Below are 15,739 nucleotides of genomic sequence, written 5' to 3'. Positions count from 1 at the left end.
CATTTCGACCATGTAATTCCTAATCAGCAACACAAGTATTACAAATCAGTATATTTTTGTTACTTATCACGTATATAAATATATACTATTCTTATTTTTCAGATCAATTTATATACGTCATAACCTTTTCTCATACTAAAGTATACAAACTCTGAAAACTGATCCTCTCCAGAAGATTCAGAATCCAAATCCGGATCAACTCCATAACATTGAATCAAATGTTGGAGGACTGAGAGGAGGCAGTAATACTTGGAAAATTTCGTTCTTTACTTCAGAAGTGATAACTAAATTTTGCAGAGTAATTTAAATTCAATAATTTGGGCTGATCTGAAATACGCAATATAATGCAGATCCGGGTTTTTGATATACACCGCAAATTTTTTTGTTTTTCACGATTGGGGGATTCCCCCTTTGACTGAAAGAGCTCTAAAATAATTGTGATTCAATCCCTAAAATCCCTCTTAGATCCTGCTGAAAATGGCCACAATCACAGGATCTTCGAGTGGAAATTTTATAAATGTGGAGTGAGTGAGAGTGAAACGAATATTTCTTATTCTCTGTATCGTTGCACTTCTGTGCATGACTTCGCTTGCGGCCCCCGCATTAGCAGAAACCCATTCCGATTCTCAAGCTTCTGCCACCCAGTTGATGAACGTACATATCCCGTTCGTTCAGAACCAGGGTCAGCAACCGGAAGCTGTGAAGTTTTATGCCGACACATTCTACGGAACGGCTTATATAACCGATACTGACCTGACCCATTCGGTTGCAGTTACAAAGGATAACGTGACCTGTGGGGTCGCATTGAAAGAGCAGTTTGTCACTGCTGACGGTACTGTAATCTCTTTGACCCCGCAGGGAGAATACCCTGCAGAGACAAAAGTCTCTTATTTCTTGGGGAACGACTCCAGCAAATGGCAGACTGGGCTTTCGACCTACAAGATTGTCTCGCTCGGGGAACTGTATCCCGGCATTACAGTGATTGCAAAAGCCCACGGGAATAATGTGGAGAAGCTTTTCTCCGTTGCGCCCGGCGCTGACCCGAATAACATAAGGGTTAAGGTGCTTGGTGCTGATAGTATCCACGTTGCTGATGATGGGAGCCTTGTTATTACAACAGATGACAGCAATGTGACTATGGCTGCACCGAAAGCGTACCAGGACGGGAACAGCGTGAAGGTCATATATCATGTGCTGGACAACGAAACGTATGGTTTTTCGATGGGGGAGTATGACCGGAGCCGGACTCTTCTTATTGATCCGTTCATAAATTACTCCACCTATTTTGGGGGAAACGATTCTGAAATTGTATACGGCATCAAGGTTGATGGTAAAGGCAATATCCACATCACCGGAGGCACATATTCTAAAGATTTTCCTACCACGGCTGGCGCTTATAAGACAACAAACGGTGGTTACTATGACGTATTCGTATCCAAGTTCGACACAGCTGGAAATCTGGTTTACAGCACCTACCTTGGAGGAAATGGGGGATACATTACTGCTTCTGAATATGGATTAGGCATTGCGGTGGATAGCGCAGGAGACGCTTACATCACCGGAAAAACATTATCTCCGGACTTCCCGACTACTACAGGAGCCTACCAAACTACCAAACCATATTCTACTTCATTCAGATGTTGTGCCTTCGTATCAAAGATAAATTCAACTGGAAGTTTAACTTACAGTACCTACCTGGGAGGAGATGGTAATGATGATGAATACGGGACTGGTATTGCAGTAGACAGTTCAGGAAATGCCTACATCACCGGATATACGCCTCGTTATGGCGGTAACTTCCCAACCACCACCGGAGCATACATGGAAACCCGTGCTGGTAACAGGGATGCCTTTGTGACCAAGCTGAACCCTGACGGAACCGCCCTTGTTTACAGTACCTATCTAGGAGGAAGCAGCAATGACTATGGACAAAAAATTGCAGTAGACGATGAAGGAAGCGCCTATGTCACCGGATATGCTAAAAGTGGTTTCCCAACAACTGTCGGAGCATACCAGATAACCCATGGGGGAGGCACTTATGATGCCTTTGTGACCAAGCTAAATCCCGAAGGGACAGGTCTCGTGTACAGCACTTTTCTAGGCGGATCAGATTACGAGCTCAGCTATGCTCTCACGATAGACGGCACAGGAAACGCCTGCATAACAGGAAGTACGTCTTCTTCAGACTTCCCAACCACTTCAGGGGCCTACCAGACAACTTATGGAGGAGGTTCCTATGATGCCTATGTGACAAAGCTGAACCCTGAAGGAACCGGCCTTATTTATAGCACCTACCTTGGGGGAAATGGCAGTGCTGATTACGGATATGAAATTACCACCGATAGCATGGGATACGCCTACATCACCGGCTATACGAATTCTGCAGATTTCCCGGTCACCCCGGGAGCGTACCAGACAAACAGCGGAGGCGGTAGTTATGATGCTTTCGTGACTAAACTGGACCCCGATGGAACCTGCATCTTAAGCACCTATCTCGGAGGGACAGACTCTGACTATGGTTATGGTATTGCAATGGACAGTTCTGGAAACGCCTATGTTGCAGGATCGACATCATCTACTAATTTCCCGGTTACCACAGATGCCTACCAAATTGCTATGTCTGGCGAAAGTGATGCTTTTATAACAAAATTAAATTTCACTTCTCCAGTTGCTGAATTTACCGCTGACATTAATTATGGCGATGCACCTTTGACGGTTAATTTTACAGACCAGTCTACTGAGAGTCCCAGCTCATGGGCATGGGACTTCGACAATGACGGGACTATTGACAGTACAGATCAGAACCCCTCATATACATACAGCATACCCGATGTATACGCAGTCAAGCTGACTGTGTATAATAGTGGCGGCAGCGATTCTGAGACCAAAACGGAATATATTACAGTCACCACTCCCGAACCACCGGTTGCGAACTTTACCGCCGACTATATCATGGGAGGTGCACCCATGACGGTGCAGTTCACAGACCAGTCCACCGGAATTGTCACTGGATGGGCATGGGACTTCGACAATGACGGGGCCACTGACAGCACCGTACAGAACCCTTCATACATCTATACTGCGGTTGGCAATTACACAGTCAGGTTGAAGGTGTCTAATTACGGAGGCAGTGATGAGGAGGTAAAGACGGATTATATAATCTCATTACCGGATACAGAACCCCCTACAGTCACAGCCAATCCTGCTGGAGGGAATATTACTTCGGCAACTCAGGTAACATTATTAACTACGGATAACCTGGACCCGAATCCTGTAATCTACTACACCACCAATGGGGATGATCCCACCACAGCAAGCACACGGTATGCCGGTGCTATCACCATTACCAATTCTACAGTTTTGAAGTTCATAGCAGTAGATGCCAGTGGCAACGCATCACCCATGCAGACCGAGACATACACTCTCGAAGATATGGAAGCTCCAAATGTAACTGCAAGCCCGGCAGGCGGGACTATCACAGTCTCAACACAGGTGATCTTATCAGCAACTGACAATGCGGACCCTGACCCTTCCATCTATTATACAACTGATGGCAGCGACCCCACCACAAATAGCACGCAGTACACAGGTGCTATCAACATCACCGAGTCAACGGTGTTGAAGTTCATTGCGGTGGATACCAGCGGCAATTCATCGCCTGTGCAGACTGAAACATATACCTTTGCGGATATGGAGGCACCAGCTGTGACTGCCAGTCTGAACAGCGGGAATTATTATCCTGCCCGGTCAGTCACGCTATCAGCCACGGATAATGTGGATTCGAACCCCTCTATCTATTATACTACTGATGGTAGTGACCCTACCACAAACAGCACGCTTTATACTGGCCCGATAACTATGGCAGATTATGCCACTACCACGCTGAAATTTTTCGCGGTGGATGCCAGTGGCAACGTGGCAACTGTGCAGATTAGGAACTACACCTCCTATACTGGCGATTACTACACCGGCGGGAGATTTTACACAGGAAATGACCTGGAAACAGGAGCCTACCAGGAAGGAAATATTGCAGTAAAATACTCACAGGGTGATTCCGGTTATAAGTCAGGCGGCGGATGGTATTCTACGACCGTACACTGGACAAATACCGATCTTCCCATTCCTGCGGATGCAACTGTAAAAGAAGCCAGACTTTACCAGTCATATACCTGGAATAATCCCGGCAATCCCGATTTCAGCTTGCAGTTCAATGGCAACACTGTTAACCAGACGGCTTTCTACGGAGATGGAACAGATAACTTCAACGGACAGGGAATTTTTGATGTGACCCCCTACTTCAACAAAAACAGCAACACAGCAATAATAAACGCATCCAACCCGGGAGTAGGTATTGGTGGACTTTATGGTGCGGTACTGGTAGTGATTTATGAGGATGCGGATGAGCCGTATCGGATGATCTGGATTGATGAAGGCTGCGACAGCCTCTACAACGCTGACGGCATAAGTACTGATCCCTACGTCGCCTATGCCATGTTCAATAACGTCACTACCGAAAACTTTGTTTCCTCTAAAATGACAACGTTCCTGCCTTCCGGTGCAGATAACAGCCAGAGCAATATTCTTTTTAATAAGCGGAGCGTCCCAATCAAAGGAAGCGGCGGTGGAGACCCAGCGTACAAATGGTATGATGTAACCGGCACTCTACAAAACGGTACCAACGAGCTTGGTGTTAGCTGTGACGGATATATGAACCTGGCCTCAGCTATTCTTGAAGTCACCAGGGAAACTGCTTCTGAAGCCAACTTCTCGGCAAACACCACAAGTGGACATGCCCCTCTAACGGTGAAATTCACCGATATCTCAACAGGCACTCCAACTTCTTGGGCATGGAACTTCGGTGATGGTGAAAACTCCACTGAACAGAACCCAACTCACATTTACACGACCGAAGGAACCTGTAATGTGACACTTACGGTATCTAACTCTCTAGGAAGAGATTCTGAAGTAAAAACAGGATATATCACTGTCGGTTCCATCGTTCTCGCTCCTATTGCCGAATTAAGTTCGGATGTAACCAGCGGTACAGCTCCTCTCTCAGTCCGGTTCACGGACGAATCGACAAATATCCCGACTTCCTGGGCATGGGACTTTGGAGACGGCAAGAGTTCTACCGAACAAAACCCATCTCACACCTACGAAACCTTAGGTACGTATACAGTAAAACTCACAGCATCAAACTATGGCGGCAGCAACACCACAACAAGGACTGACTACATCAGCGTGACTTCTGATGTTTCAGCGCCTGTTGCCAACTTTACCATCGATGCAGACTCCGGCCAGGTACCTTTCACGGTGAACTTTACCGACACATCGACCGGAAGTGTGAGCAGTTGGAATTGGGAATTTGGCAATGGTAGCACTTCCACTGAACAGAACCCGACTCACACTTACGTGACTGAGGGTAGTTACAACGTCAATCTTACAGTGACCGGGCCGGGTGGCAGCGATACGGCAACACTACCCATAGCTGTCCTTACTCCTCTCACTGCAAACAGTTACAATGGTGGTATTCCCTTAACTACGGTCCAGAGAGGAACAGTTTCTGGTGAGCTCTGGTACGACTCATATTACTCTATGGAGACATCTGCTCAAAAAACGTTTACTCTGCCTTCTTATACCGATATCAAGTGGGCCAGGCTCTATGTTGACGTCTATGACGGCCACATGCAGAACAATTACCGGGGCAATGTAAGTATCGGCATTGATTCAAATGGCGACAGCACTTACGAGCTCCGGAAACAAGAGACCTTCGATACCGCTTACTCCTTCCCAGGTGAGGGTGGAACCGGCCCTGTATGGTTAAGCGACCACATGAACCGTGTGACAAGTGACTACCTGATGTGGTACGATCTCACCGACGAAATCAACGGGCAGACCGTAAATGTGCAGGCAACGACAACCAAGACAGACTCGTCATTTGACGGGCGTGTTAAGGCAATAACACTGGTTGTTGCGTACGATGATGGCGATTCGGATCAGGTTTATTACTGGGTAAACCAGGGCCATGATACTGTAAATCCACTTGATACGGAATATACCGGTTCAACCTTGTTTGGCACGTCTTCACTAGCAAGCGGTTGGAGTTCAGCAAAACTTATTGCAATCTACTTTGCCAGCAAGGATGGAATTTATACTTTCAATGGAACAATACTTGCATCCGGTGTGGCATCAGGACCTTACTATGGGGCTAATACCTGGGATATAAGCAGTCTTCCTATTCCTGGACAGGACAGTGTGCTTGCTTATGACAAGCAGGGCAGCAACTACTACAAGATGCCACTTGCCCTCATGAGTATAGGGTATTCCTCAGCTTCACCCATATTGCCCGATGCAGCATTCGCTGCTGACATAACGAATGGAACTGCTCCTCTCAATGTCAATTTCACGGACCAGTCTACAGGCACACCAACTTCCTGGCTCTGGGACTTCGGCGATGGTGCAACCTCGACAGAACAGAGCCCTGTCCACACCTACACCGCAGAAGGCAACTACAGCGTAAAGCTGACGGTAACCAATGCAAGTGGAAGTGATGACGAACTTAAGACGGACTACATCACGGTTACCAGTGAGGGTGCATCTCTCCCGTGGCAGGATCCCTGCGAATCGCTTGACAGCTGGACCTGCACTAACTGTGGTCTGTTTGATACACCGGTTTATGAAGGAAACTACAGCATAGGCTGTAATCCAGGTCAGTTATCCGGATACAATATCTATACCTCATCTGAAAGGACGATCTATATTCCAGAAGGAGCAAAGACTCTTCGATTTGATGCCTTGTCTTTATCTACTAACTATGTCTACAGCAGCTGGGTAAAAGTCTTCCTGGATGGTGATGAGAAGCTTTCTCTTCCTGTGATTCTGAACAACAAAGACTGGAAACATTACGAGATTGACCTCACGGGAATAGAGCCTGGTGAACACACCTTCAAGATAGGGTCATATATGGAATACTGGTGGGGAAATGCTGGATTCTACATCGACAACATCTGGGTTATTGCCGATGAAGAGGTGCTCAGTACCGTGACAGTTTCTCCGGCTGAGGCCGAACTGGAGGCTGGTGACAACCTCACCTTCTCAGCCCAGGCAAGCACCCAATATGGTGAGAGGCTTACCGACACTGTCTTTACATGGTTCTCTTCGGATGGATCGGTTGGTACGGTCGACAATGACGGAATTTTCACCGCTCTCTCCGCCGGCACTGTCACGGTTAACGCCACCGCCGATGGTGTTACAGGATCTGCAACCTTATCTGTGGGTTCTTCCACTCCCCCAGCTCCAGTAGCAGCTTTCTCGGCGAATGTCACCTCGGGGGAGGTTCCCCTAACTATTCAGTTCGCAGACGAATCTACAGGCGAAGAAATCATTTCCTGGATGTGGGACTTTGAGAACGATGGAGTAGTTGACAGTACTGAGCAGAATCCCTCGTATATCTATAACGCAGCCGGCAACTACACTGTCAACCTCACGGTAACGAACGATGCAGGTTCAGACGATGAGATCAAGACCGATTACATCACGGTAGTCATGCCTCCAGTACCTGAGGCTGATTTCAGTACAAATACAACATCCGGCAGTGCTCCGCTAACCGTTGAATTTTCCGATGCATCTACGAACTCACCGACCAGCTGGGCATGGGATTTCGGGGACAACGAAACATCATCGGAACAGAACCCTGAGCATACCTATTCTGCAGCAGGTAACTATACCGTGAACCTCACGGTCACAAACGCTGGAGGAAGCGATTCCGAAGTGAAGATTGGTTATATCACTGTCTCTGAGCCCTCAACACCTGAGCCTGAACCCGTTGCTGCTTTCACTGCAAATGTAACGAGTGGTAGTGCTCCTCTCACAGTTAACTTCACTGACCAATCCACAGGTTCCCCCACTTCGTGGCTCTGGGACTTCGACAACGACGGTAACGTCGACAGCGAGGAGCAGAACCCCTCGCACGAGTACACGGTTGAAGGGGCATACACCGTAACCCTCACCGCGACGAACGCATATGGCAATGACACCGAGACGAAGACCGGCTATATCACGGTTACCAATCCAAACCGGTTTACCAATTCCGGATTTGAGACCGGTGATTTTACCGGATGGACAACGGGGAGCACTACCAGTATCAGTACCTCGAAGATCCATAGCGGGGTGTATGGTACCCATCTCGATATGTCCGGCACTCAGGACACGAATTTCGTCCAGCAGAGTGTTGACCTGACGAATGTGGAGAGTTTTTCCTTCTGGGGGTACGGGGAATCAACTACCAGGACATATTATGTGTATATTGACGATGTCCTTGTGGCGCAGCCTGCTGCTACTTCAAACGTATGGACCCAGTATACTATCCCGACGAACTACTCGGGAGTCCACACGGTAGCAGTAAAATGGATCGGAAGTTATAGTTTCGGTGCCGATATCGATGACTTTTCAACGAACTATGTTTACGCAAATTTCACCGCGACGCCGACATTGGGAATTGCACCCCTGGCCGTCCAATTCACCGATAACTCGACCGGCTCTCCAACCTCCTGGTTCTGGGACTTCGGCGACGGTGCGACCTCTAATGAATCGAGCCCCATGCATACTTATTCTGCAGCAGGTAACTACACCGTAAATCTGACTGTAGAAAATGCCGCTGGTTCTGACTTTGAGTCAAAATCGGATTACATAGAGGTTTCCGAGATTTCCGGGTCAACCGTTAGTCTCTATTTCGACCCTGAAAGTTCCTCAGTTTCAGAAAACGAATCTACTGAAATAAGTGTCGTTGCCAGCAATTTCCCTGCAGGTCTTTCAGGCTACAACCTGACCGTTTCTATCGACGATCCGGCCATTGCCGAAATAGTTGACATAGAGTACCCCTCCTGGGCTCTGATTACTCAGAACTCTACCCTGCCAGCGACTTCTATCTACATGAAGACTGTTGACCTGGAAGATGCCGTTCAGGAAGGAGCAGCAGATGTTGTGCTTGCTACTCTCACGGTTTCCGGAAAGGAGAAAGGATCTGCGAACCTTTCGATAGGGGTTAAACGTCTGGAGGAAGATTCCGGAGACTCCATCGAACCAGTTCTTTTGGCAGGGACAATTGAAGTAACCCTTCTTTCACCCCTTCCTGATCAGGAATATGCTCCAAAAGATCTTGACGGAGATGGACTCTATGAAGACCTTACCGGAAATGGAGAGTTCAGTTTCGTGGATATAGTGGCATACTTCCATAACATGGACTGGATAGAGGAAAACATGCCGGTGGAGTACTTCGACTTCAACGGGAACGGGAGGATAGACTTTGATGATGTTGTGGATATGTTTGCAATGATATGATTAGGAAAAAAGAAGGAAAAACATGGGAAAAAATGGAAAAACAAAGGGGAATAGAGAAAATTTTTCTCAAATTTCCCACAATTTTTTCCTTTCGTTTATTTAATATATATTTCTAATGAGGCGGTTCTTTGCAAAAAAGGTCGAAATTTTAATTTCAATAACTTTAGCTTTTGCACCCCTTCTTCTGTCCTGGTCTGCCCTGGGCCTGCAGTAGCTTCTCCTTCTCTCATAATAGGGTTTATCGGAGGAAATTTACTGAATGTCGGGAAAGTTGTGAGCTGCCCTGGATTTGGAGAACCTGTCTGGAATCGAGTATTAACAAATTATATATTAAGAACAAGAATACTTGGAGTTATATATTTATTATTCCTTATTTACGAAACTTTTTTTCTGTTTTTTTGCAGGAATACCCGACTTCTCTTACTCTTTCTTTTCCGGCGGGAGTTTGAAGATCAGCCTGACATTTTTTAAGGTAAGGTTCTTTATGATGAAGGGTTTTGGCCCAAGACCTTTTATTTTAAAGTTTTTTATGTCCGAGTCCTTTATGGTAATGATCTTCGTTCTTGTGCTTTTCTCTGACATGTTACCCCTTTGCTTTCCTGACTTCTTTCAAATTCAGGTTCTTTATAATCAGGGGTTTTGGTCTAAGACCCTTTACTTTCAGGTTTGTTATATGAACATTCTTTACTCTGGTTATTTTTGTTTTCGCGCTTTTCTCAGGCATATTTTATCCTTCTCCTTTTTATTTTTTCTCTTGCAAGATGACTTTTTTCAGCTCTCTGACTGTAATTTTTTCATAGATATCCTGTAGATATCTTCAAAAAATGAAATAATCTTGGATGCTATTTCTTACTAAAACTTGGCATACAAAATAGATAAATTATTGCATGAAAATATCCTTAAGATATGATTTAATTCTCTTTTATGAAATAAATAATTAGGATCTTAAAAATATAAATATTGGGAGGAGTTCTGAGGCAATTTCCTTGGAAAAGTAGTCAATTTGTTATAAAATTGCAAAGAAGAGACTTGAAATTTAATTGTGAAACCCGGGAGTGTGAAGAAAATCCTTAAATATATTTCAAAAAAGAGGTTGAATCGATTTCAAAAAGAGCTTGGTATGTTTTCCTCAGGAAGAGGTCATGAATGAAAGAAGCCGCAGGAAAACTCCTGCGGTCCAAGTTGAAAAATGAGTTGTGATTTCCCTTGCGGGTTATTTCTTGAATTCGGTGTAGCCGCACTTTCCGCAGGCAAGGCGGTTTTTGTGGTCGGCAAGGAATATGCCGGGTCCGCATCTGGGACAGAATTGTTTGAGTCTGGTTACGGAGTCGCCCTGAACTTTGTAGTAATCTTTTACTGCCATGTTTATACACCTCGGTAAGGCTTAAGCCTCTTCTTCCTCAGTTTCTGCTCCCGGGGCAGGGTTTCTTTTCAGGACATATTCCTGTTCTACCTGCTTCATGCGGGCTTCTTCTGCGTAGAGCTTTGCATAACCCTTGCTTTCCTGCATTCCGTATTCGGTCTTGATTTTCTGGACGACCAGCAGTTCAAGGGGAGCGTTCAACATTGCAGCAAGTTTGTTCCTCACGTCACTTCTGGAAGGAGTCGAACCTTCATATTTCACGATGAAATCCAGTTCCCTTCTGTTTAAAAGTGAATTATTTTTGTCTTTAAGGATCTTTATGTCCATCTAAAATTCTCCGTATTTTATCCAGTTCAGTATTCTGATTTTTGCTGATGAGCTTTTCAAAAAGTACCCTTATTTCCTCTTTCTTTTTTTCAGTGACCTTCACAAAGACCACGCCTTCATCGGGCTGCCCGTAAAGGACCACGGATCCCAGCGGAGCCATAAGGATAACAGGAAGGGTTGCCAGATCCTCTTCTCCCCTTACAAAAATACGGAGAAGTTTTTCTGAGGCAAACGCTTCGCAAAGGGTTTTTATCAGCTCATCGGTGATAATCCCTGCAGGGTTGTCAACCGAAACTTCTTCATAGACCTTATCCCTGTTCCGGTCCGACACATCTCTGGATACCGGTTTCCTTTTGGTGCGGTTATCCACAATACAGATGTCCGGAATAATCCCGGCTTCTAGCAGGTGGAAGGTAGTAACATCCCCTACGGATATAAGTTTTGTGGGGCTCGCAAGCTCTCCTACAAACTTTTCTACGGTATCCCTGCCCTTCCCCCTGTATAAAGTACCCAGGGGTTTTTTCATGAGTGGGCGAAGTTCTGTCGGAAGCTCGATATGAACACTCAACTCAGCGCACCTTCAAGGCAAATCTATCCGGGATGTCAACCCCGAGTTTTTTTGCGATTTCCGAGCGTTCCGTATCAAGGATAATAACAAGTCCACTCCATTCTTCCGCAAGGTCCGAAGTTCCGCAAACAGGACAGGTTTGCCCATCCAGGACCCTCAAGCAGTGTCGACAGACTTTTTCTGACATTGCAAATTCCTCTTTTGCCTTCTTTTATTCAGGCAGTCTCTTCGCCTGGGACTTCCTGAGGTTGTTTCTTCCTGCGGGCTTCTTCGAGCCACTGCAGTTTTCCGAGGGCAGTCTGGCGCATAGTAAGCCCGATCTTGCTTTCCTTTGGTTCCCTTTCGTTGATGCTAACCGCGACAATTCTGGCCCTTACATGGTCCCCTTCGGAAATTGATTTGCCTCCGTTTTTAGTGACAAGCCTTGCATTTTTGGCATCATAAGAAATAAAGTCGTCAGTAATCTGGCTGACGTGGAGCAGCCCGTCCATCGGGCCCATTCCAACAAAAACCCCAAAGCCAACAGCTTCCACGACCTCTCCTTCAATAATCTCCTGAAGCTCCGGAATGAACATTATGGCTTCGAATGTCACATCATAGTACACAGCCCCGTCTCCTACGAGGATGTGCCCCTCTCCGACCTCGTCGATATTGTAAACAGCGACAAGGGAGCCAAGCTTTTTGTCGACCTGCCCCTCAAGTTTTTCCCGTAACGCGTTTTTAACGGTAGGCATTATTTCCTCCCCTAAAAGGGTCGGAGGAATGCGAACAGTATCAACGAGTTTCATTAATTTATACATCTGCTAATCACCCTAATTTAATCAATGGAACTGCTGCCCGGAAATGTCCGGTGGGATTTTCAGACAAAATCCAGTCTGTTTTTCTGGCGCAGAGACACGGTCTGGATCCCGCATTCGGCAAGTCTGCGCTTCAACCCTATATCGTTTGTCAGAACAGCCGCTTCCATCTCGCCCGCGAGCCTGAGAATCACATCATCCGCAGGCCCCGTTCCGGCTATTCGTTCGCCTCTGTCCATCATTGACCTGGCAACCTTTGCGGCCGTCCTGTTTGAACCTTTTTCCCGCTTTATGAGTTTTTCTATTTCAAATACAACAGCTTCAGGCACATAGAACTCATTAAAACCCAGCCTTTTCAGTTCTTCGAAGATATCCACTCCGAACTGGACAGGGATCATGAACCCGTTAGTATCGATTATGATTTTCAACTCTTTATTACCCCTACTCCAATTAGCCGCCAGCGGGAATCGATTCTCCTGCTGATAGCAACCATCGCCCCAACGGCTGCGCTTATCGGACGCTTGAGTGCCACCTCGGCTTCGTTTTTCCTGGCACTTGTGACGATCCCTACGGTCGTTGCAGTCCCGATGTTAAGCATAAGGGGTTCACTGGTTTTGATTTCATTGATCTTTTCTTCCCTGGTAACTCCCACAACCCTTTCGAGCAGATGAAGTTCCATTACAAACCGGTGCCGGGTCTCGGGTAGGGTACCTGGGACGCCTGCGATCTGCCCGGTTAAAGAGTCACCTTTTGTCAGGGTGGGGTCAAGGTAAGTTCCGACAGCCAGAAGCCCTCCGGGAGTTGCTTCATCTACCTTTGTCGCGCCTGCATAAATGGATGAAATCGTTGTCACGATAGGAATCCATTTGGTGCTGCCTTCGGTTGTGACCTTTATTCCGGGCCTTATCTCAAGTTCGTCTCCCGGGTGAAGTACGCCTTCCGTAAGGGTGCCTCCGATAACTCCTCCGCGGATCTCATCGATTGAGGCCCCGGGCTTGTTAATGTCAAAAGATCGGGCAATCAACATGCTGGCAGGCTTATCCACTTTGTGCACAGGGGTCGGGATCTGGGTTTCCAGGGCATCGATCAGGACATCAATGTTAATATTCTGCTGGGCAGAAATAGGGATTATAGGCGCGTTTTCGGCAACTGTACCCTTAACAAATTCCTTTATCTGGCGGTAGTTCTCGACAAGCTTTTCCCTTGATACGAGGTCGATTTTATTCTGGACTATAACAATGTTTTTAATTCCTATGATGTCCAGGGCCATCAGGTGTTCTTTTGTCTGGGGCTGCGGACAGTCTTCATTTGCGGCAATTACGAGCACTGCCCCGTCCATAATCGCAGCACCGGAAAGCATTGTTGCCATAAGGGTTTCGTGCCCCGGGGCATCTACAAAGGACACTATCCTGTGTTCTTCCGTTTTTTCTCCGCAGTTGGGGCAGGTTTTCTCCACAGTATAACATTGGGGAGCAGGGCATTTCGGGCATTTCATGAATGGGGAATCGGCATATCCCAACCGTATCGAAATCCCTCTTTTTACTTCTTCACTATGCGTATCCGTCCACACGCCGGATAAAGCTCTGACAAGTGTGGTTTTTCCATGGTCGACATGGCCTACCATGCCGATATTAACACAGGGCTGACTCAAGTTGTAGTTTCCTCCAGTAGAGTGAAGATAATCTGATATAAGGCAAGTATTTTTTCCGAAATCCGTGCCTCCGGGGATTTTAACTCCGGGGTCTGCAGATTTCAATTCCAAACCCAGTCTGATTCTTAATTTTCACTATGTGATCCTTGGTTCTATATAAGCTGTAGATAAAGCGGGATATTACAGGAACGGGTTTTACATGAGCCCGAATCCCTTCGGGCAAATCCTGAATTTACAGGTTCAAAGCCCGGGAAAGTTCTTTCATTTTATTTCCGGTTATAACCTGAATCTCGCAGATTCAGATGATACTTTTAAAGTTTACGGTATCCTGCACAACTCATACTACTAATGCCGGAAAGCCTTAATAAATTTATGTGACGATCATGTCAAGTTTCTCGAGTTCCAGAGCGCGCCTGATCTCAAAGGCAAGCCTTCTGCCCGTACTCATCGGCCTCCTCCAGAGGGAGTTGCCGTAGGAATGCCCGACTGACATGTGCACATTGGTCCCGCCGCCTACTCTCGGGGCCACATCATATATGTAGAAATTCAGGTCCTTGTCCACGCAGGTCTGCAGACAGAAAGGCCCTATAATTCCGGGGGCGTAGTGCTCTTGGGTGGCTTTCACATACTTTTCTCCCATTTCGAATACCTTTTCAAGGAGGGACTCGCGAAGAGTTGCCGAGTTGTGCCCGCAGACCGTGTATTCCGGAGTGAGCTGGTGCGGGGCAAGAGCCATCTGCTGGGGAGCAGGGAGCCTTACGTGCCCGTCAAGGCTGGTCTCAAAACGCCAGTCAATGCCAAGGAGTTCCAGTTTGCTCATTTTCGGCTCTATCGGGGAGTAGAACATATCAAGGTTGAACACAGGGCCTATGACATAACGTTCGATTCTGGCGTTTTCAAGAGCTTCGCGCGTAATAACCCCCTGCTTTATAAGGGCTTCGGATTTTTCCTGGTACTCTTTATAACTTGATGCCGTGAAAAAGCCTCTTTCGAGTTTCTTTACAGCATGGGGAAGCTTTACCATGACAAGTTCGTTGATGTCCCTCGGGGACTCGATTTTTTCCGGGAACGGAAGTCCGGCTTTTTCAAGTATCCAGTAGTAACTCTGCTGTTCGCTTCTCTCCTCGCTCCTGAGGAGGTTCCTGCTCCCTACCATGGGCACTCTGAAATTATCTTCGATCTCATCGATGCTGCAGTAGGAGGTAAATGAGCGGTTAGGGACAAAAAGCACTTTTTCATCAACCAGTTTCTGCTGGTTCCGGGGCAGGAGGATTTCGTTATATTTCTTATAGACAACCGTCTCGTCGACAATTCCCCTCTTTATCTCCCCGTAATGGTCTCTCTGAGCCCTGAAGTATTCGGTGTATGTCTTCTCCCTGCCTGCCTGGCAGACTGCAAGGGTCCTGAAATCTTCTTCGACTGCTCCGTCGCAGATGTCGAGTCCCGAGTGAGAGGCAATTGTCCCCACTTTAATCTTATCAGCATGCGTATAATAGCCTTCAACGATTTCCTTAATTTCTTTCCTGTCAATCATATATGATGTCCCTCAGCTTTTTCGAGGTGTTGATACCTGAACTTCTGTGAGATGGTTATCAGGTATGATCCTGTGCGATTCTTTCCCTGATATTCGAGTGAGATGCCTGAAATTCAGTTCATGCCTTAAATATAGGCCCCTGAGGTTGTTTTCCAGGTAT

Annotated in this window: 11 protein-coding genes; 1 reads left to right on the top strand and 10 read right to left on the bottom strand. The window is 46.7% G+C overall.

The window, feature by feature from the left end:
• Positions 1–534: 534 nt before the first annotated feature.
• Positions 535–9,339, top strand: coding sequence for a PKD domain-containing protein (locus MSSIT_RS25045; protein WP_048173608.1), 8,805 nt, complete (start codon positions 535–537; stop codon positions 9,337–9,339).
• Positions 9,340–9,759: 420 nt separating this feature from the next.
• Here MSSIT_RS25045 and MSSIT_RS23620 read toward each other — a convergent pair whose 3' ends face one another.
• From MSSIT_RS23620 to MSSIT_RS16340, 10 genes are all read right to left on the bottom strand, one after another.
• The gene (locus MSSIT_RS23620) at positions 9,760–9,921 is read right to left on the bottom strand and encodes a hypothetical protein (protein ID WP_156157484.1); all 162 of its coding nucleotides are present in this window, start codon (positions 9,919–9,921) and stop codon (positions 9,760–9,762) included.
• Position 9,922: 1 nt separating this feature from the next.
• Positions 9,923–10,063 (bottom strand): hypothetical protein, encoded by a 141-nt coding sequence (locus MSSIT_RS23615; protein ID WP_156157483.1) that lies wholly within the window; start codon positions 10,061–10,063, stop codon positions 9,923–9,925.
• Positions 10,064–10,552: 489 nt separating this feature from the next.
• On the bottom strand, positions 10,553–10,702 hold the full coding sequence (locus MSSIT_RS16375; RefSeq protein WP_048129122.1) for a 30S ribosomal protein S27ae: 150 nt from the start codon (positions 10,700–10,702) through the stop codon (positions 10,553–10,555).
• A gap of 21 nt (positions 10,703–10,723) precedes the next feature.
• Positions 10,724–11,029: a 30S ribosomal protein S24e gene (locus tag MSSIT_RS16370; RefSeq protein ID WP_048173607.1), complete on the bottom strand. Its 306-nt coding sequence runs from the start codon at positions 11,027–11,029 to the stop codon at positions 10,724–10,726.
• Positions 11,010–11,597 (bottom strand): GTP-dependent dephospho-CoA kinase family protein, encoded by a 588-nt coding sequence (locus MSSIT_RS16365; protein ID WP_048173606.1) that lies wholly within the window; start codon positions 11,595–11,597, stop codon positions 11,010–11,012. Before MSSIT_RS16365 ends, MSSIT_RS16370 begins: the two co-directional genes overlap by 20 nt.
• Before the next feature lies 1 nt (position 11,598).
• Positions 11,599–11,784 carry a transcription elongation factor subunit Spt4 gene (gene spt4, locus MSSIT_RS16360; protein ID WP_048173605.1) on the bottom strand — a complete coding sequence of 62 codons (186 nt, stop codon included), beginning with the start codon at positions 11,782–11,784 and terminating at the stop codon, positions 11,599–11,601.
• A 28-nt stretch (positions 11,785–11,812) separates the two neighbouring features.
• Complete coding sequence (locus tag MSSIT_RS16355) at positions 11,813–12,397, bottom strand: DNA-directed RNA polymerase (RefSeq protein ID WP_048173604.1); 585 nt, start codon at positions 12,395–12,397, stop codon at positions 11,813–11,815.
• 59 nt (positions 12,398–12,456) lie between these two features.
• On the bottom strand, positions 12,457–12,822 hold the full coding sequence (locus tag MSSIT_RS16350) for a type II toxin-antitoxin system VapC family toxin (RefSeq protein ID WP_048173603.1): 366 nt from the start codon (positions 12,820–12,822) through the stop codon (positions 12,457–12,459).
• Positions 12,819–14,045 (bottom strand): translation initiation factor IF-2 subunit gamma, encoded by a 1,227-nt coding sequence (locus tag MSSIT_RS16345; protein WP_048174981.1) that lies wholly within the window; start codon positions 14,043–14,045, stop codon positions 12,819–12,821. Before MSSIT_RS16345 ends, MSSIT_RS16350 begins: the two co-directional genes overlap by 4 nt.
• A gap of 370 nt (positions 14,046–14,415) precedes the next feature.
• The gene (locus MSSIT_RS16340; protein ID WP_048173602.1) at positions 14,416–15,579 is read right to left on the bottom strand and encodes a formate--phosphoribosylaminoimidazolecarboxamide ligase family protein; all 1,164 of its coding nucleotides are present in this window, start codon (positions 15,577–15,579) and stop codon (positions 14,416–14,418) included.
• Positions 15,580–15,739 lie beyond the last annotated feature (160 nt).

This window comes from Methanosarcina siciliae T4/M (genome assembly GCF_000970085.1).
Classification (GTDB): domain Archaea; phylum Halobacteriota; class Methanosarcinia; order Methanosarcinales; family Methanosarcinaceae; genus Methanosarcina; species Methanosarcina siciliae.
Note: the sequence above shows the minus strand (reverse complement) of the source record. Positions and strands in the feature narration are given on the sequence as shown.